Genomic DNA, 19,012 nt, shown 5'->3' with positions numbered 1-19,012 from the left:
GTCGCGGTCTCCCGGCGATCAGGGGCAAATATAGCCGGCGCCGCCGGGTGCCTTGAAGCAGCCGACCGACTCGGGCAGCACCGTCTTGGGCAGCCACAGGACCACGTCCGGGAACAGGATGCAGAAGACGATCGTGGCGAGGAACACGACGTACAGCGGCAGCGAGCGGAACATGGCCGTGCTGAAGCGGACATTGGTGAACTTGGATGCCATCAGCAGCGTGATGCCGTAGGGCGGCGTGATGAGGCCGAACGCCAGCGTCACGATGATGCAGACCCCCATGTGCACCGCGTTGATGTTGCCCAGCTCGGTCAGCCTGTTGATGATGGGCATGAAGATGATGATCGCCGGGACCGCGTCGACGAAGTCGCCGACGATGATGAAGACCCCGACGAGCAGGAACAGGATCAGCATCGGGTCGGGCCCGGCGGTATGCTCGACCCAGGCGGCCACGACGTCGGGCCCCTTCAGGTAGGCCAGCATCCAGCCGAAGGCCGAGGCCGCGGCGACCGTGATCAGCGGGATGGAGTAGAGCAGCCCGGTGTACATGAAGACGCGCGGGATATTGCGGATGTGCTGGCGCGCCAGGAACGGAATGGCGACGAGGAGGATGTAGACCACCGCCGCCATGCCGGCTTCGGTGGGCGTGAACCAGCCCGTCAGGATGCCGCCCATGATGATGACGGGGATCATCAGCGGCAGCGCCGACGCCTTGGCGGCATCGCTGAGCTGGCCCAGCGTCGCGCGCGGCTTCAATCGGCCGACCGGCCCGAAGAAATGGCTGTAGATCATCAGACCGATGCCGACCAGGACGCCGGGCACGACACCGCCCAGGAACAGGCCGGCGATGGAGACGTTGCCGGTGGCGCCGTAGACCACCGCCATGATGCTGGGCGGGATCAGGTTGGCCATGGTCGAGGCCGACGCGATCAGCGCCGCCGTGAAGCCGCGGTCGTAGCCTTCCTCGTCCATGGACGGCGCCAGCGTGCGGGTCAGCACCGCGACATCGGCGGTCGACGATCCGGAGATGCCGGCGAAGAACATGCTGAACAGCGTCACGACCTGCGCCAGGCCGCCGCGCATATGGCCGATCATGACATTGGCGAGATTGATCATGCGGCCGACCACGTGGGCCGACGTCATCAGCTCGCCGACCAGCAGGAAGAACGGAACGGCGAGCAGCGCCTCCGAGTCGATGCCGTAGAAGAGCTGGCCGACGATGGACGCGAGGCTGATCGGCGTCAGGAGCGTGGCCGCCAGCACGCCCGCCATGATCGCGAAGGCGACGGGCACGCCCATGTAGCCGAGGAAGAGGAACAGGAAGGCCATCAGGCCCAGGATGAGCCCGTTGCTCATGGCGGGGGCGCCGGCCCACCGTCCGCGGGGAGCACGGCCGGCGGATCCTCAAAGCCGTTGCGCCAGCCGTTGACCATCTGCTCGATGGTGAACAGCATGACCAGCACGCCGCACACCGGAATCGCCGCGGTGAGGGTGGCTTCGGGAGTCAGCGACGGCATGCGCTTGCTGCCGAAGCCATGGACGAAGTTCAGGTAGCCGAACACGATCAGGCAGAACGACACCGCCAGCACGACGCCGCGATTGAAGATCTCGAAGAAGCGGCGCCGGGTGCCGCGCATCGTCTCGGTGACGGCGGACAGGAACAGGTGGTCATTGCGGCGCGTCGCGGCGGCGCAGCCGAGGAAGACGCCCCAGACGAAGAAGTGGCCGGTCACCTCCTGCAGGTAGAGCCAGGGCCGGCCGATCGTGCGCGTGGTGACGTCCAGGAAAACCGAGGCCGTGAAGCCGCCGAGCGCGATGCCGCACAGGATCATCACGGCAGCCTCGACGGCGTCGAGCGAGCGCCATTTCAGATGCCGCTCGCGCGGCGACACCAGATCGTAGATGCTCATGTCCGCAACGGCGTGTGGCGATGGCGTGTCACGGGATCTTGCGGACGAGGTCGAGGATCTTCACGGCGTGCGGCCCGAGCTCCTGGGCGAGCTGGTCCTGGATCGGCTGGGCGGCCCTGATGAAGCCTGACTTGTCGACATCCTTCACCAGCTTGACGCCGATCTTCTCGAGCCGGACCGCGGAGTCTTCCTCCAGCTTCAGGGCGCGGGCGGGCTGCTCGCGGCCGACCGTGTCGGCGGCCTCCTGCACCCACTTCCTCTGCTCGTCGCTCAGGCTGCTCCACACCTTGTCGCTGACCCAGACGACGCTGTTGTTGGCTTCGTGCTGGGTGAACGACATGATCGGGGCGGTTTCGTAGTGCTTGTTCGACAGGTAGACGTTGACGCCGTTCTCGGCGGCATCGACGACCCCGGTCTGCAGCGAGGTGTAGACGTCGCCGAACGGCATGTGCACGACCTGCGCGCCATAGGCCGGGAAGTGCGTGTCCTCGGTCTTGGTCGCCTGGACCCGGATCTTCATGCCCTTGAGGTCCTCGACCCGGCGGATCTCCCGCTTGCTGTAGATGTTGCGCAGGCCCAGCGTCGCCACCGCCAGCACCCGGGCGCCCTGGACGCGCTCGGCGATCATGTCGCGCACGGCCTTGATCACCGCCGGATCGGCGATAGCCTTCTTGAGGTGATCCTCGGACTTGAAGATGAAGTGGAGCGAGAACACGCCGGACTCCGGCGCCAGGGTCGAGGCGTTGGCGGTCGAGCTGATGATGAAGTCGATGTCGCCCGAGCGCACCTTCTGCAGCATCTGCGGCTCCTGGCCGAGCTGCGCGCCGGGGAACTGGTCGATCAGCAGCGTGCCCTTGCTGAGCTCCTTCAGCTTGCCGCTGAAGATGTCGGCGAGGATACCGTAGCCGGTGGTGCGCGGCTGGTCGTAGCCGAAGCTGAAGGTGCGGGTCTGGGCCGATGCGCCAGGCGGCCAGCCCAGCGTCGATAGCAGCGCGCTGCCGGCCACGATGGCCTTGCGCCTCGTGATCATGGAAGTCTCCTCCGCTGCGCCCGTTGTCTCGAAGCGCCGGGCGCGGGCATTCCACGGCGCCTTTTGCCGTACAGTAGAGCACATTCGGTTGAATGGCATCCCCACTGTCGTTCCTCGCTGCGCTCAGAAGAGGACGCTGGCCGGCAGCGGAAAACCGGCCAACGCGAACCGGTCAGGCAGCCCGCGAGCCGCGCACCAGCCGCGCGCCGTCCACGAGCGCGATCATCTTGCGCCGGGCCAGCCCGCGCGGCAGGGCGGAAAAGCCGCAATCGGCCGTGAGCCGCAGCCGCTCGGCCGGCGCGTGCTTCAGGCACAGCTCGATGCGCCGCGTCACGGCCTCCTTCGGCTCCAGGCGGAAGTTCTTCACATCGACGACGCCGACGGCGACATCGGTGCGGCGTGCCAGCTCGCCGACCAGCTCGACCTGCGCCATCTCGCGGTTGGCGAATTCCAGCGAGATCTCGTCGGCCTTCAGCGCGACAAGACCGGGCATCAGCCGGACGATGTCGCGGTCGGCCATCGGCCGGCCGGCGTTGTTGCCGAAGCAGACATGCACGCCGCGGCGGAAGGCGAAGCCGGCCAGGGTCCGATTGATGACGGCCACGCAATCGTCGAGCGACAGGCCCAGCGGCGCTTCCGGCAGGCCCGGCTCGTCGAGCTGGATGTAGTCGACGCCCGCGGCCGCGAGGCCCTCGAGCTCCGTGCGCACGATGCCGATCAGCGACTCGACGACCGCGCCGGGATCGTGGCTGCCGGCGGTCATGAATCCGGCGAAGGTGACGGGGCCGGGCAGGGCCACCTTCAGGTGCCGCCCGGGCGCCAGCCGCAGCAAGGTCTGATACTCGCCGACGACGCCCAGGCCGCGCGGCGCCGTGACGGCGCCCTCGACGGTGAAATGCGGCGCCATGTCATAGCCCGGCACGCCCAGCTTGCGGGCCGGCGGCACGCGCTTCAGTCCGTGCAGGTGTTGGAACATCTCGAACACGAAGCGCTGACGGTGCAGCTCGCCGTCGCTGATGATGTCCAGCCCGGCCTCGACCTGGTCGGCGATGGCGATGCGGGTGGCATCCTCGAACATCTCGTCGCTGTCGGCAGGCCCGAAGTCACCCTCCCGCAGGCGCGCCCGGCCCGAGATGAACCAGCCGGGCGAGGCGTAGCTGCCGACGCCCATGGTCGGCAGAAGCGGCAGGGGCTGCATGCATGTCCTCCGTCACCGGGGTGAGAAACTCGAACCATGTAGCGGAAATTTCATGGTCTTGTCGTCCTGGACGCAAGGAACCCGGCGCGCGGGCGGCTCGCCCGCATTCGTCCGGAGCGGAAGCGGCGGGCGCTATCGAGGTGGTCGGCGCTTCGCGCTGATGCGGGCGAGACGCCCGCGCTCCGGGTTCTTCGCTGTGCCCCGGGGCGGCGGGAAAACTGATATCGCGAGCCTCCGACTCAAAGGGGGTAGCGGAAATTGTGGCTTCCTCCCTCCCCCACGCAGTGGGGGAGGTGGCCGAAGGCCGGAGGGGGACCTCACACGGTGTCTCAGATGCAGGCACCACGTCGGCTCCCCTCCGTCCACCAACGTTTCGACGCGAAGCGTCGAAACGTCGTGCCGGGGCACCTCCCCACGCTGAGGCGTGGGGAGGATTTTCTTCCCACAAGCCGGGGGCGACGTGCCAGCGACGGGCAGGGCGGCCGGGGCCGGTCTTGGTGCGGCCCACCGGGCGCAACCAGCCGGCGGCGACGAGCTTCTCGGCGACCGCGTCGGCCTGGGCGGCGTCGACGGCCTGCGAGAGGGCGTCGCGGCGGATCTGCTCGCGCGACACCTCGGTCAGGCGCTGCGCCGCCAGCCAGCGCTGCACGCGTTCCATGTCGCGCCGGCCGAGCGTATCGAACACGGCGCGTGCCTGCGGCCAGAGGCAGACCTGCCACAGATCGATGGCGGCGCCGATGTCCCGGGCCGACACAACCGCCGGTTCCGGCGTGCCGGCAGCCCGCGCCGCCCAGTCGAGGAAGCAGAGCACGCCGGCCAGGCGCAGCACCAGGGCCGGGCCGTTGTCCCACCACGCCGCCTCGCGTCCGTCCAGCGCGGCGGCTTCCGCGTCGTGCGCATGTCGGAAGACCTCGAACAGGGCCAGCGCCTCGGGCGCCAGCGGCACGTCGCGCACGGCCGGCGGCATGTCGCGCAGGCGCGCCAGCGCGTCGAGCGCCGCCGGGCACAGGCCATCCGCCGCCAGCGATAGCGGCTGGACCGCTGGCCGCTGCGGGCCGGCGAACAGGAACCGCGCGAGCACGTCATCGCCATCACCGGGGCGCATCCGCGGGATCGCCTCGGGCCGCAGCGTGCCCAGGATCGACACGGCGCAGGTGATGTCAGCCACGGGCGCGCCCGGGCGGCCGAACGTCCAGGGCTGTGCCGACCACGCCTTCAGCCAGCAGCGCTGATCCGGGCCGGCCCGGCGCCGCGCGGCAAGCCAGCCATCGAGCGTGCCAGGCGCCAGCAGCATGCCTTGCGGGTTGCCGCGCCCGGCGTCGGCAATGTGCTGGATGCGCGGATCGTCCATGACCAGCCGGCGGGGTGGCGGCGGGTCCATGGCCTCCCGCGGCAACGGATCGGGTGCTTCGCCTGCGATCACCATGTTGCGCACGTCCTGGCGCCAGAGCCGCGCATGCACGCGCGCCGCTTCCCGTGCGCCGGCATAGCGGCCGTAGGCGGCGTCGCCGGTGGTGCCCAGGCGGTGCTCCAGCTCGCGAACCAGGCTCAGCGCGGCGTCCATGCCCCGGGTGCGGCCCGATCCCGGCGCGCCAGCCAGGGCCGTCCACAGCACGCAGGGCTCGCGCCACGCCGGCACGGGCGCGATGCGCCGCCCGCCGCCAATCAGGCCCGCAGCCATCGTCAACAATGACAGCGCCACATAGTCGGCGGGTGCGCTGGCGGCGCCTGCGTTGCGCCGGCACCAGTCGCGCCAGAGCGGCGGGAGGATCTGCACCGGAAAGGTGGGCGCGTCGCGGCCGGGATCGCACCGCTGCGGGTCGGTGGACCTGGCCTGAGATGGCGCACTGGCGCGTAGCAGCCTGTCCTGAGCTCGTCGAAGGGCCGGATCATGGGCAACGTCTGACCATGGACTGGCTCTGTGCGGAGGGTGCTCCGCTGCTGTCTCAGGTCCGTCGCTGGCGTTGCGTGCGCTCGGCCGGCTGTCGCCAGTGAGGCGCGCGCTACTGGTGTACACGGCCGATACGGTCATGGGGCGAACTCTATGTCGGCGGAGAGTGGCGGTGCTTGTCGAGGGGAAGTGGTTGGCGGCCTCTCGGAACATAACAAGAACTTCAACAATATAAACAGCTACCCCGGTGCACCACAACGGAACGAAAAGAGGCGAACGAAATAAAAGTCTGCCTGCCTGCGACAGCGTCGGCGAGGCCCGTACCTCGCCGGGCCGGCCCTTCAGCTTCGACAATACGCGATGTCCACACTCGAGCCTTCACCCGCGAACGCCTGGTCAAGCCTGCTTCGACCGTCTGCAGCAGACCCTGGCGGCTTGAATTTCGCCGCGCGCTTGGGGTGCACTGCGGTCGGGCTACGCCCTCCCTCCGTTGCACCTCAAGCGCGCACCAAACCGTCCCGACAATCCCGGCAGGCTGCCGTGTATCGAAGGCGAAACGCTGTTCAAACAAACCCAGCCACCTCCAGCTTCTGGCATCCATTCCCTCACACATGTCCCTTGATTGCATCACCGCCCTTTGGTTTATTTTCTTTCATTGAGACTCTTCGGGGCAGAGTCGCAGGGGGCAAAGACTAAGTGTTTCAAGAAATTCAAGAAATTGGCCGATCCACTGTCAGCTTCATCCTTTCGGCAGCTAATATTCTGGTAAGGGAAGAGTTTCCAGGATATGTCGCTCTAGGGTTGGTTGCACTGCTTGCAATCTGCACGATCCTCTTCATCCGACAAACATCCCGGCAGGAAAGGGCTGTTGCCTGGCTCACGAGGCAGATAGAAAGCAGCCACAGTGGCGCGGATTTCAGCCGCGACATAGACAGGCTTTCCGCGGCAATCGACCAAGGCGGCAGCAATAGATATCGCCACAACCTAGCCAGAGCGTGGCTCAAGTATCGTGAGACGCTTGTCCCTCATGAAGAGGACGGCAAGATCATTCTGCGAAATGCCGTGCGACCATCCACGTTTCTCAATCCCGAAGATTTGGGATTTGGTGTCGGTGGCTGGCGGATAATGCCAGGACTATTCGTATCAGTTGGTTTGTTCCTGACCTTCCTTGGGCTGATCGCGGCTCTGCAAAGCCTTGGCGGGCGAGCCGCGATCGATAGCGCTGCGATGCAGGAGCTGTTGTCGGTAGCGTCGGCCAAGTTCATCATGTCGCTGACCGGGCTATTTTGCTCGATTGTCTTCACGATCTTCCTGCGCATTTTCTATGGCAGGTTGGAAAAAGCCATCCATGACCTGTGTGGTGCGATCGAAAGACATCTGACCTATATCAGCTTGGAAGCGCTCGCTGCGGAGCAGCTGAACGCGACGCGCGAGCAAAGGGAGCATTTCCGTCTGATCGGCATGGAGCTGGTCGCCGAGATCGGCCGTCCATTGCGAGAAGAGCTTCCTGCGGCCATCCAGAACTCCATCGCAGACGCCATGGCGCCAATCGTCGAGAAGGTTGGCAAGATGGGGACGGAAGGCGTCGGAGATATGGTTTCCGGTCTGTCGAGCCAGCTGACGGACTCCATTGGCCTGGCGCTCTCGGAAGCCAGTCAGAAGATTTCGGATGCGAGCGACCGGCTCGGCTCCCTGGCGGACCGGTTCGATCAGAGCTCGGGACGAATCGGCTCCGAAATGGAGGGTGTGACAGAACGCGTCGCACAGGCGGTTGAGGATTTGCGCGCGGCGCTCATGAACACGGCGGAGGTCACTGGCGGCACCTTCAGCGAAGGTGCGGAAAAGCTCCTGTCGGTGATGAACCGTACACTCGAAGGTATCCGCGACAATACCGGCGAGGGCGCGCGGGCGATGTCGGCGGCGGCCGATGACATGCGTCGGGCGGCAGCGTCGTTCAAGCAGGAAATCGAGGCGGCGACACGCACCGGAACCGAAACCGCGCAGGAGCGCATGAAGCTTGCCAGCCAGCAGGTCGCCGACCAGATTGGCAATGCCGGCAAAGATGTCGCGGAAGTGTTCAACCGGACGAGCGCGGAAATCGCACGGGTAGCCGAAGATGTGTCGCAAAGGGCGGGAGCCGGGTTGCTCGCGCCCCTTGCTGAAATCGGAACGCGGCTCGAGGCTCTGATCAATCAGCTCAATCAAGGTGCATCCGACATGCGGCGCATGTCCGATGGCGTAAGGGCCGGCGCAGACGCATCGGAGAAAGCCGCAGGCACATTCAAGGGCGCAGCAGCCGAGCTGGTCGCGGCAGCGACACCGGTGAAGTCCATCGCCGATCGGATGGATAGCTCGATCAGGCAGTTGACCGACAGCACCCAACGAGTGGCGAGCACGGTCACCCGTTCGGCGGAAGCGACGGCTGATTCCGCCGCATCGGCGCTGGCCGCCGCCCGGGAAATTCTCGGCAGCGAGACAAAGGCGATCGAAAGCGCCCTCGGCGGTGTGACCGTCATGCTGGAGAGATTGCGAGGGCAGGGTGACCGGCTGGACGACATGGATGGAAAGCTCGGTCAGGCTTTCGAGCTCTATACCGAGAATGTCGAGAAGGCTGTCCAGGGCATGTTCGGACACGTGCGGGACATGCAGAATCGGCTTAGTCCAGCGCTGGATACAATGCGGGAGATCGTCGAGCAGGCCGAGCAATTCGCTCCGCAATCGCGGAGAGCGTGATGCGCGGTGGCCAGCGAGCGCGCCATGAGGAGGAGGAAGAGGAAAGTGCTTTCATGTCCATGACGGACATGACTGTCAGCTTCCTTTTCGTCGTCATCCTGCTGCTGGCCTATTTTGCCAGCAAATACAATGATCAAAGCATGGTGCCGCGAGCCGACTACGATCAGGTCGTGCGACAGCGGGACGATGCACGTCGCGAGGTCACGCGGCTCCGGATGCTTATCGACCAGCAAGAGGCGGTGATCAAGGAACTCCGTGGAGCGATCGACGCGAAGCAGAAGCAAATTGACGAGCTGCAGCGTGAAATTGCGCAGCTGAAGCAGGAGCTTGAAAAACTTCGCAAGGTCGATCCGCTTGAAACCTATCTCGCGCTATCGGCTGTCGAACGGCGACGCATTCTCGAAACGCTGCAGAAGCAGCTGAAAATAGACTTTCCCGATCTGCAGGTCGTCATCAGCGAAGAAATCGACGCGCTGCGTTTCCAGGGCGATGGCCTTTTTGCGTCCGGCTCGTCCTTACTTCGGCCGGACAGGAGGACCATCGTCGAAGCGCTGGCCACTCGTCTGGCGGAAATTCTTCCGTGCTACACGCTGGGAGCCCGCTCGAATTGGAAGGCTGACTGCAACCCGGCACATGCCGTGATTGAGGCTCTTCAAATCGAAGGCCACACCGATTCGACGGGTGACTTCGCGTCGAACCTTACTCTGTCGACCGAGCGTGCGAACAACACCTTTTTCACGATACGCGGAAGGGCCCCGGAGCTCGTCGAGCTTCTCAATTTCCGGCGGCAGCCCGTATTGTCGGTCGCCGGCTACGGACAGATGAGGCCAGTCAGAGACAATGCGACGAAGGAGGGCCGTGATACCAATCGCCGCGTGGATCTTCGCATCATCATGTACGCGCCAAGCAAGTCGGAGGAGATCGGGCGGATACGCGAGGCATTGAGCGCAGGCCTCTTGCGAGGAGAGACGAAATGACACTCTCCAAGGCCTTATCGCAGAAGCGCCAATTCAACAGCCCGGCGCTGCCATCCCTGAACCTGCTGATGTCCAGGACCGAGCGGATCATGGCCCGATGGCCCGATGTCGTTGCGAACCCGCCGGAGAAGGATCGCGAGCGGCTCGTCGTCATGGTCCGCGATCGGCTCGATCGCGATGAGTGGAAAGACACCAAGCTATCGCTGATCACGAGCGCTGGCAGGGCTTTGTTCGACGAGGAACGCCGCGAGCGGCCAGACCTCGCCGGACTGCGGGAATTCTATTACCGCGAAACACGTGCTTCGACCCGCGCCGGCTTTCTAGGCGGCATGTTTTCCATCTACATGGACAGCTTCGATGCTGCCGCGGATCATACCCACAAGCTCGCCAGCGCATTGTCGGCGGTGACGGACCGTTTGGGCGCGCGTTGGCGCATGCTGCTGGACGCTACCCCGGAGATGCTGTCGCCGAACGTTGTGGCGGATGCCGTTGCACGGAAAATGATCTCCATGGACGATCTTTGGACCGGCCTGCAGAAGCTCGGTATTCACAGCCCTCACGGTCCCGGCCTTATGAACGCAGTTCATCTGGCTTATGTGACTCAAATCGAACCGCATCTCGACACGAGGGTTGAGATGAAGCGGCTCATTGAATGGTTGAAGCCGGAGGGCCGAGAAGCCAAGAGCACTGGGGCCGGTGAGGCGATTTCGGCCTTGCTCGGGCCCTGGGTAAACTGTGCGCCCCCGGCTAATGATCTTCGCTATCTGACCGAAAACATCATCGGCATCTACGGTGATCCACGAGTCCAGCGCGGCGGGATCTGGTCTGCGGTGCCCGATCATAGGTTGGCTGTCATCCTTCGCTGGCTGACTGGCGAAAATATTCGCTTCTTCCTCGATGTCGTCTCGGCTGTAGAGCGCAGCCATATGTGGGAGCCGCGAAGAAAGTTCTGGCTGGGGTTGCATAGTCGAGGGCGGGTGGACGCCGCGTGGGTGGCCTTCGGTGATACCGCAGAGCAAGAGGCAAAGCAGCGAGGGGGTGGGAGGGGAACTCTAAGCTTCGGACGCCAGACTGCCGGCGGCAGCAGGTCGGATACTTCGCTGCTTGTGCTCAAGATCGGCAGAAAGATCGTTGTCGAAGGCTCTCATAGCTATAAGGTTCACATCTTTGACGAGACCGACAGATCTGCGCCCACCCTGTATCAGTGGCGCTATGATTGTGAGCAGATCAGGCTACTCCCTGGCTCAAAAGCAAGAGCACATGTTGGAAATTGGCAAAGCTGGGTGATGGAGCAGATTTAGGTCGAGCAATGGAGCTTCTTGTATCTACGTCTCCCGACGCGGTCACGCTCACCGTGAAGAGAAAAAGCACGAGCCTGCTTCATCGTCTTGTTCGTCGCGGCGCAGAAGCGGATCTGCAGCACCTCCCTGCTGGGGAGCGGCCGCTCGCATACGCGATCGCCGATTTGCGCGCTGCCGCGGACGCGCTTCGCGAGCGTTTGTCGATCGATTCCGATCGCGTCGTGATGTCTCATCGTATCGCTGCGTCGATCTCGGGTGAGGCAGGCCAGCTGCTGGGATTGCCGCCATTGGTGGATATGACCCTTAGAACCGACGCTGAGGGCATCGTCGGTTCGTCCGGCTTTCGCCTCCGCTACGAATGGTCACGCAACGGCCAGCGCCAGCTGCCGCGACGGACGGGCGCGATGCTGGAGACCGCACAGGGTGCAAGACGGTTGCCTCTCTGGATGCTGGACGCGATCGAGGTCGCGGATTCCCATCAATCCGGTCAAGGCGATGCCGCGGACTGGGAGGCGCTCGGTCGCTTCCGCAAGGCGCTTGATCCTGGCGCGTCGATTGCGGGTAGAGACGAAGCATCGCGCATCTCCATGACCGATTTCCTCAGTGGTCTCGAAGTGCGCCTCGTCGATCGTTTCTCGATCTCACCAAAGGGGGATACGGACTTCGACCTGGTTCCATTTTCGAGCGATACGCTGGATGCGCGTGACGCTGCCTCGGGCTTTGCCGAGCCATCCGAATCGATGAGTGAAGTCGATGGCCCCGATCTTCAGCGATTTCAGTCTCTGGTCAGAGGACGCGGCGCCTTGCCGGCCTATCGCCTTTCTCCAGGACGCTATGTCGTCGTGGAGCGCTCTGCGGCGCCGGCACTTTCTGTCATGGCCGGCATGCAGAAGGCGTCCCCCGAAGATCGCCGCGCCTTCATTCAGAACCCGCTGCCGAAGCTGACCGAGGCAATCGAGGCTCAGCTTCGCCGCTCCGGACAGCTGGACGGATTGTCGCCAGCGGCGGAGCAGGAAGCGATCGAAGCTGCAATCGGCCCTGTTCTGGTGGAGACGCAGGAATTCTCGGAACGCGTGACGGGCATCGTGAAGTACGAGAAGCCCGATCTGGGTGAGATCGAACCGAGCAGCACGACATGGTTGCCCGAAGAATTCGCTGGTCGTCTGGCTGATGCGCTAGGACGGCAGGACGCAGCGCAGCTCGAAGCCCTGCGTGATCGCGTGGCCACAGCGATCGAAAAGCAGTGGCCGACGGTGGAGCTCGAGGATCTGGTGCTGCCGGCACGCCCGGAAATGCTCAAGCTGCTTGACGAGCGGCTTGACAGGATCAACGCCGGGCCTGTCGAGCCGAATGACCGGGAGGTCGATGCCGAAAGAGGCGGACCCTTCGTTTTGGATACCGAAGTCAACTATGAAGACCTCAAATGGCATGCGAAGCTGAAGCCAAGAACGTCCGGTATCGCGGATGCCTTGCCCGGCTCGGTTCGCACGCCGCTCAAATCCCATCAAGTCGAAAGCTTCGCCTGGCAGATCGAGGCGTGGCGATCGGGATTGCCCGGCGTTCTGAATGCCGACGAACAAGGGCTCGGCAAGACGCTCCAGACGATCGCATTCCTGGCATGGCTGAACACGGCGTTGGCGCGTCCCGAGGTCAGGAAACGTGGGCCTGTTCTCGTCGTTGCGCCGACCTCTCTTCTGGAAAACTGGGAGCAGGAGGTCGCCCGTCACATGGATGAGACGGGGCTCGGCCATCTCATTCGCCTCTACGGCTCGAGCCTCGGTGGACGCAGGCGCACCGGTTTTCGGGGAACAGATACCGACAGCGGCGAAGCCAAGCTCGATTTCGGCGCGCTGCACGAGGCTGTGGCGGAGGGCAGGGCGCACCGGTTCTGGATGCTGACGACCTACACCACGTTAACCAATTACCAGCACTCGCTCGCCCGTATTCCTTTCTCGGCCGTTGTCTTTGATGAAATCCAGGCGCTGAAGAACCCGATCAGTCTGCGCGCGGTTGCCGCCCGCTCCATCAACGCCGATTTTAGGATCGGCCTTACGGGCACCCCCATTGAGAACAGTACTGTCGATCTCTGGGCTGTCATGGATCAGCTGGCTGCCGGTTCGCTCGACAGCCTCAAGGAATTTCGCCAACGGTACCTGAAGCCGGAAGAAGGCAATATGGCGGAGTTGTACTCCCGTGTTTTCGAGCGCGGGGGCACAAAGCCACCGCTGGCAATCCGTCGGTTGAAGGAAACAGTCGCTACCGATCTCCCGTCAAAGTCGCGTCGCATTCATCCTCGCCTGATGCCGGATGCTCAGGCGCTGGCCTATGATGACGCGCGGCTCAAGCTTGCCCGTGGCGGGTTGGGCGCGCAGCTCAAGATGCTGCATCATATCCGTAGTGTTTCGGTTCATCCGTCCTTGGATGAAGAAATGAACAATGAAGATTTTACCCGCTCCTCCGGGCGCCTCGAAGCGACAATGGAAATATTGAGGCGGGTGAAGGCAAAGGGCGAGCGCGCGCTGGTCTTCATTGAACACCGCCAGATGCAATACCGCTTCATCGAGCTTGTTCGCAGCGAGCTGGGCCTCGTGCGCGTCGATCTTATCAACGGTGATACGCCGATCCCCCAGCGCCAGGCGATCGTGGACCGCTTTCAACGGCATCTCTCCGAAGATCGTGGGTTCGATCTCCTTGTCCTTGGTCCGAAAGCGGCGGGCACCGGACTTACCCTCACCGCAGCAACGCATGTGATCCATTTGTCGCGATGGTGGAATCCGGCGGTCGAAGAGCAGTGCAATGACCGCGTGCATCGCATCGGCCAAACCCGGCCAGTGACGGTTCACGTGCCCATGGCGATTCACGAAGGTTATCGGGAGCACTCTTTCGACTGCCTTCTCCAGAGTCTGATGATGCGGAAGCGCCGTCTCGCAAGCTCGGCGCTGTGGCCAATGGGCGATGTGGCTGACGATGCAGCGGTTCTCCAGCGAGGGATGGCAAGCGAGCGTCTGCGGGCTGACACTGATCCGCTCGGCAAGGCCATCACGGCCATGTTTGCCCGGGACGAGCTGGGTGTTCCGTCACAGGAGCCAGACGGGTCCTATCTCTTTTACTGAGCTCAAGATGAAGGCGCGTTAGGACTCACGCACGCTCCTACGGTGACCTCTACTACCGGCTATCGGTGGAAGGTGAGTCGCGACTGTGATCCCGAGCGCCCCTTCGACAGGCTCAGGAGAGGGATCTCCTGCGAATAGCGTACTGTGCGTCCCACGCGGGAGATCCCTCGCTGCGCTCGGGATGACGGATGTATCAGCGACCTGCGGTTCCCAGCGCTAGTCGTCCAAAGGCGCCGTTCGTCATCGGCTGCAGGCTAGGCTACGATAGGCCGGCAAGTCCGGATAGCCCACGGATGAGGAGACGCGAGCCATGCGCACGAGCTTTTCCGTCAACGACATGACCATCCACCGGATCGTCGAGCAGGAGAGCGGCTTCACACCGATGCTCGACTTCCTGCCGACCTTGTCAAAGGAAACGCTCAGCGAGAACCTCGCCTGGCTGGCGCCCGGCGGCTATGACAGCGCGAGCGGGAATGTCGTGTTGTGCTTCCAGTCGTATGTCGTCAAGACGCCGCACCACAATATCCTGGTCGACAGCTGCATCGGCAACGACAAGAATTTTCCGCTGCGGCCGGCCTGGAACAAGAAGGCCGACGGCAACTGGATGAGCGCGCTGAAGGCTGCCGGTCTCGGGGTCGAGGACATCGATTTCGTGATGTGCACGCATCTGCACGGCGATCACGTCGGCTGGAACACCAGGCTGGAGAACGGGCGCTGGGTCCCGACCTTTCCGAAGGCGCGCTACCTGTTTTCGAAAAAAGAATACACCTATTGGAGCGAGATCCATCAGAAGACGCCGCTCGACCAGATCACCGACAGCGTGCTGCCGATCATCGAGGCCAACCGGGCCGAACTGGTCAGCAGCGATCATGCGCTCAACGACCATATCCGATTGAGCCCGACCCCGGGCCACACGCCCGACCATTTCGCGGTCTGCGCCGGCAAGGGCGGCGACGCCGCGGTGTTCACCGGCGATCTGATCCATTCGCCGATTCAGGCCCGCTATCCCGAATTGGTCATGCGTGTCGACACCGATCGCGACCAGGCTGTCCGGACGCGCCGGAATTTCCTCGAGCGCTACTGCGACACCGACACGCTGTGCTGCACGATGCACTTTCCGTCGCCCTCGGTCGGCCACATCAAGCGCTGGGGCGACGGCTTCCGCCTGGAATACGCAAAAGTCTGACGGCGCGGAACCGCCGTGCTTGCACGGCGGTAGTGCAGTAACTAGTGCTGGGAATCGCAGGTCGCTGATACATCCGTCATCCCGAGCGCAGCGAGGGATCTCCCGCGCGGGACGCACAGTGCGCCATTCGCAGGAGATCCCTCGCTGCGCTCGGGATGACAGTCGCGATCACCTTCCACAGATAGCCGGCACTAGCCTCTCCAGGGATTGATGATCTCCTTCACCGCCGTTCTGAAATCCGACTCGTTGCGGGTCACGAGCTTGAGCCCGTGGACGTTCGCGGTGGCAGCGATGAACGCGTCCATCACCCCGATCGGCCGGCCCGCGGCCTCGCGGCGTGCCACCACCTCGCCCCAGCGATCAGCGACGGTCCGGTCGACCGACAGCAGGCGGCCCTCGAAGCGAAGCGGGAGCTCGTCCCGCAGCCAGGTATCAAGTCGCCTGCGCCGGTTGCCGTCAGCCAACCGATCGATGCCGTGCCTGAGCTCGGCCAGTGTCACCACGCTCAGGAACACGCGGTCCTCGTCGATCTCTGCGAGCCAGGTGATGACGCCCGCATCGGGCCTCTTCTTCACCCACTCGGAGACGACATTGGTGTCGAGCAGGAAGCTCACAGCGCGGCCTTTCGAGGACGGTCCTTCCTTCGCTTGATCTCGATGCCCGATTCCCGGAGAGGAGAGGTGGCGAAGAACTCCGCCAGATTACCTATTCGCTTCGATTTCCTCTCCCATTCCTCGGCCGACACGACGATGGCCGCGGTTCGACCGTGCTTGGTGACGGTCTGCGGTCCCTTGGCCTGTGCCTGCTCGATGAGTTCGCTGAACCGTGCCTTGGCCTCGGCGACAGTCCAGTTGTTGGCGCTCATGGGGCTATCCCAATCGTAAATGTCTATATGGTCATAATAGTCATTTTTCTTCGCTGTGCAAGATGCGAGACAGTCATCGGTCTTCTCATCCGGCCTTGCGCACCGCGCGCGCCACTTCGCCCCAGCGTTCGAGAGTCTTCGGGTCGACCTCGCGCCAGTGCGAGGCGAGGTAGATGACGAGGCGCGACGCGATGCCCCTGTAGCGCTCGATCAACCGGTCGGCGACGTCGTCCCAGCGCGCCACCACGGCGAACTGCTGAAGGATCTCGTCGGTGATCAGGGCCTGGCTGCGTTCGCTGTCGCCCGTCTTGAGGCAGTCGCGCAGCTGGTCGCGCAGGCCGGTGAAGCCGAGGTCGTCGAACTGGAAGGCATAGTTCGGCGTGGCGCCATAGAAGGCGAGCGTCGTCTTGGCCTCCCTGATCGGCACGGCCTGCTCTTCCGGCGTGTTGCCCGCCGCGACGATGACCGGGATGATCTTGTCGATCTTCGCGACGTCGCGTCCGGCCCGGCCCGCCCCCTCGGCAAGGCCCGGCAGCAGGCGATTCTTGATGTAGTGCATCGAATGCATGGGATGGACGTGCACGCCGTCCGCGACCTCCCCGGCCACCCGCACCATGATCGGGCCGACGGCCGAGATGTCGACCTTGACATCCTCGTGCTCGTGCCGGGACGGGGTCCATTGCTCGGTCAGCAGGCTCAGCTTGTAGTAGGGGCCATCATGATGGAGCGGCCCCTCCCGCCGAAAGGCCGAGAGGCAGGCCTTCACGGCCTGCACGTAGTCCTTCATCTGGGGCGCCGGCTTGTCGAACGTGCTGCCGTATCGCTTGGTGATGTGCGCCTTCACCTGGCTGCCGAGCCCGAGGCGGAACCTGCCCTGCGTGTTCTGGGCCAGCTCCCAGGCGATCTGCGCCGTGATCATCGGGCTGCGCGCGAAGGCGATGGCGATGCCGGTCGAGAAATGCAGGGACGGCGCCGCCAGCGCCGCGGCGGCGATGTTCATCCACGGCACCTGGTGGCCTTCGGTGAACAGCATGCCGGAAAAGCCTGTCGCCTCCGTGCGGCGCGCCAGGTCAGCCACCTGGTTCCAGGTGGTGGCGCGGGTCATGACGTCGAAATCCATGGTCTTGTTCCTGTGCCACGATGCGGTTGGTTGCAATGTGCCGTTGCTGCGGCCTTGCCATGACCGCAGCAGGGGGTGAGTTTGCCACCCGGGGCGCGCACCGACACAGAGAAAATTGAGATGGGCGCTCCCGCAATGACCGCTGCTGGCACAGGTCGGCCGCCCTACACGCGAGCAGGCGCGCTATAGTACCAGGGTGGGATAGGGCGAGAACTGTATCCAGGTATCGCATCCCTGGCGTGGGAAAGCCTGGCACTGAAAGTCCCGAAACCGTTCGACATATCTTTTCATCTTTCGCACTACGCGAAAAGCAACGAGGAGAAGAGGCATGTCAAGGAACTTGCTGGCTGCCGGACTGATGCTGGTTGGCAGTAGCGCGCTGGCACAGACCTGGACAGAGCACATCTCTGAAGGAGGCTTTCGCATCGAGTTCCCGGCACCTCCTGAACTCAGCTCGTCCACTGTTGGCAGCAACGTGAGAATCTTCGAAGCGAAACTGGAAGGCGAAAACCGGGCATATTCTGCCTCCGCCGTGTATCTCATATCTCTTTCAGAGGAACTAAGAATTGATTTGGAATCGCGTGCGGAAAAAAATGTGAAAATCATTAGTAAAATGTTTATTGAAAAGAACGAGTATAAGTTGATGACTGAACGCCGGAGTACCGTTGGCGGTTCCCCGGCTTATTATATGACCTACGAAACCAAAGATGGATATGTTGGCACTTACCTGTATGTCGAGAAGAATGGCAATCTCTACCGCGTCCTCAGCCTCGGAAAGCCCGGCATTGAAGATTCCGAGGTCGTTCAGCGCTTCTTCTCGTCCTTCGTGCTGATTGAAAAGAAAAGAGAAGCGGCTGATCCGGTCAAGTAATAGCGCAAGATCCGAAGGTCCGGGAAGAATTATGGAGGAGTTTTGTAGCCCAATCAGACTCGGTTGCTCGCTCGGCTTGCGTTACGCGAGCGGCAGCAGAGGGGCTTGGATACGCGATCTGTTTCATTCAGGGGGTCAAGAGAGAACGCCTTTGCTCAGGATTCATCTGGAACCTGGCGAGGGCCATCCAGCTGGCAAAGTGGTCGTGCTCAGGCTCTTCCGTATCATTCCTGCCAGGATGGGGAAAATGACGCGCCTTGTCCTCTTTATAGCGATCAATGGCTTGGCCATGGGTGGATTAACCTTCTGGTACTATCTCGAACTTCGGAAAACCGAAGGTGGTCGCCAATTGCTCCAGGAGGAGGTTCGTCTAGGGAGATATCATCGTATCAGGTTGTACGGACCTCTCTTTGTGCGCGTACACCCCAGGACCATAAAGGCGATCGCCAACGGCCATTACGGCGTCCGGGTCAAGCAGGTTTCGAATCGGATGTACCTGCTGGTTGGGCTGTGGCTGATCGTCAGCCTTCTCATGTTCTGGTTTCTTTTCTTACGAGGGGGAACCCAATGACACAACGATCACGCGTCACCTTCCTGATTGAACGAGGCCAGGCGACACTCGGAAGCCGAGACAAGGCGAACCCTGCGGGAGGATGAGGAGCTCGACGAGTGAACAACTCGCGAGATGGCGTCCTAGGGCCTGTTTTCAAACCCCGATCCAGATGAGGATACAGGCGATCAGCGCCATGGCGAGGTAGTTGCGGGCGGTCTTTTCGTAGCGAGTAGCGAACCGACGGAACCGCTTGAGGCGATTGAT

The 19,012-nt window shown here is 63.2% G+C and carries 15 protein-coding genes; 7 read left to right on the top strand and 8 right to left on the bottom strand.

Features of this window, described 5'->3' with window-relative positions; all coding sequences use genetic code 11:
• Positions 1–18: 18 nt before the first annotated feature.
• From FHP25_RS35515 to FHP25_RS35495, 5 genes are all read right to left on the bottom strand, one after another.
• Positions 19–1,356 (bottom strand): TRAP transporter large permease, encoded by a 1,338-nt coding sequence (locus FHP25_RS35515; RefSeq protein WP_147851739.1) that lies wholly within the window; start codon positions 1,354–1,356, stop codon positions 19–21.
• Complete coding sequence (locus FHP25_RS35510) at positions 1,353–1,910, bottom strand: TRAP transporter small permease (protein ID WP_147851738.1); 558 nt, start codon at positions 1,908–1,910, stop codon at positions 1,353–1,355. Before FHP25_RS35510 ends, FHP25_RS35515 begins: the two co-directional genes overlap by 4 nt.
• A 28-nt stretch (positions 1,911–1,938) precedes the next feature.
• Positions 1,939–2,940, bottom strand: coding sequence for a TRAP transporter substrate-binding protein (locus FHP25_RS35505; protein WP_147851737.1), 1,002 nt, complete (start codon positions 2,938–2,940; stop codon positions 1,939–1,941).
• Between the two features lie 172 nt (positions 2,941–3,112).
• Positions 3,113–4,138, bottom strand: coding sequence for a cobalamin-independent methionine synthase II family protein (locus FHP25_RS35500; protein WP_147851736.1), 1,026 nt, complete (start codon positions 4,136–4,138; stop codon positions 3,113–3,115).
• A complete protein-coding gene (locus FHP25_RS35495; protein WP_178134043.1) occupies positions 4,044–5,915 on the bottom strand; it encodes a DUF3987 domain-containing protein in 1,872 nt (623 codons plus the stop codon). The genes FHP25_RS35500 and FHP25_RS35495 overlap by 95 nt, the downstream gene beginning before the upstream one ends.
• 810 nt (positions 5,916–6,725) lie before the next feature.
• On the opposite strand from FHP25_RS35495, the gene zorA reads away from it, so the two are divergent.
• The 5 genes from zorA to FHP25_RS35470 all read left to right on the top strand — a co-directional run bounded on the left by zorA (position 6,726) and on the right by FHP25_RS35470 (position 15,339).
• Complete coding sequence (zorA, locus tag FHP25_RS35490) at positions 6,726–8,762, top strand: anti-phage ZorAB system protein ZorA (protein ID WP_147851734.1); 2,037 nt, start codon at positions 6,726–6,728, stop codon at positions 8,760–8,762.
• Positions 8,762–9,739, top strand: a complete 978-nt coding sequence (locus tag FHP25_RS35485; protein ID WP_147851733.1) for an OmpA family protein — start codon at positions 8,762–8,764, stop codon at positions 9,737–9,739. The genes zorA and FHP25_RS35485 overlap by 1 nt, the downstream gene beginning before the upstream one ends.
• Complete coding sequence (locus FHP25_RS35480) at positions 9,736–11,040, top strand: EH signature domain-containing protein (RefSeq protein ID WP_178134042.1); 1,305 nt, start codon at positions 9,736–9,738, stop codon at positions 11,038–11,040. Before FHP25_RS35485 ends, FHP25_RS35480 begins: the two co-directional genes overlap by 4 nt.
• Before the next feature lie 8 nt (positions 11,041–11,048).
• Positions 11,049–14,153 (top strand): DEAD/DEAH box helicase, encoded by a 3,105-nt coding sequence (locus FHP25_RS35475; RefSeq protein ID WP_147851732.1) that lies wholly within the window; start codon positions 11,049–11,051, stop codon positions 14,151–14,153.
• Between the two features lie 310 nt (positions 14,154–14,463).
• Entirely contained in the window at positions 14,464–15,339 is an 876-nt protein-coding gene (locus FHP25_RS35470; protein ID WP_147851731.1) for an MBL fold metallo-hydrolase, read from the top strand.
• Positions 15,340–15,530: 191 nt separating this feature from the next.
• On the opposite strand, the gene FHP25_RS35465 is transcribed toward FHP25_RS35470, so the two are convergent.
• The 3 genes from FHP25_RS35465 to FHP25_RS35455 form a co-directional block, all read right to left on the bottom strand.
• The gene (locus FHP25_RS35465) at positions 15,531–15,953 is read right to left on the bottom strand and encodes a type II toxin-antitoxin system VapC family toxin (RefSeq protein ID WP_147851730.1); all 423 of its coding nucleotides are present in this window, start codon (positions 15,951–15,953) and stop codon (positions 15,531–15,533) included.
• Entirely contained in the window at positions 15,950–16,204 is a 255-nt protein-coding gene (locus FHP25_RS35460; RefSeq protein WP_147851729.1) for a type II toxin-antitoxin system Phd/YefM family antitoxin, read from the bottom strand. Before FHP25_RS35460 ends, FHP25_RS35465 begins: the two co-directional genes overlap by 4 nt.
• 85 nt (positions 16,205–16,289) lie before the next feature.
• The gene (locus tag FHP25_RS35455) at positions 16,290–17,324 is read right to left on the bottom strand and encodes a TIGR03617 family F420-dependent LLM class oxidoreductase (RefSeq protein ID WP_147851728.1); all 1,035 of its coding nucleotides are present in this window, start codon (positions 17,322–17,324) and stop codon (positions 16,290–16,292) included.
• 328 nt (positions 17,325–17,652) lie between these two features.
• Here FHP25_RS35455 and FHP25_RS35450 point away from each other — a divergent pair, with 328 nt between their 5' ends.
• Both FHP25_RS35450 and FHP25_RS35445 read left to right on the top strand, forming a co-directional pair.
• Entirely contained in the window at positions 17,653–18,195 is a 543-nt protein-coding gene (locus FHP25_RS35450; protein WP_147851727.1) for a hypothetical protein, read from the top strand.
• Positions 18,196–18,442: 247 nt separating this feature from the next.
• The gene (locus FHP25_RS35445) at positions 18,443–18,766 is read left to right on the top strand and encodes a hypothetical protein (protein ID WP_147851726.1); all 324 of its coding nucleotides are present in this window, start codon (positions 18,443–18,445) and stop codon (positions 18,764–18,766) included.
• Positions 18,767–19,012 lie beyond the last annotated feature (246 nt).

The organism is Vineibacter terrae, assembly GCF_008039615.1.
GTDB lineage: Bacteria > Pseudomonadota > Alphaproteobacteria > Reyranellales > Reyranellaceae > Vineibacter > Vineibacter terrae.
Note: the sequence above shows the minus strand (reverse complement) of the source record. Positions and strands in the feature narration are given on the sequence as shown.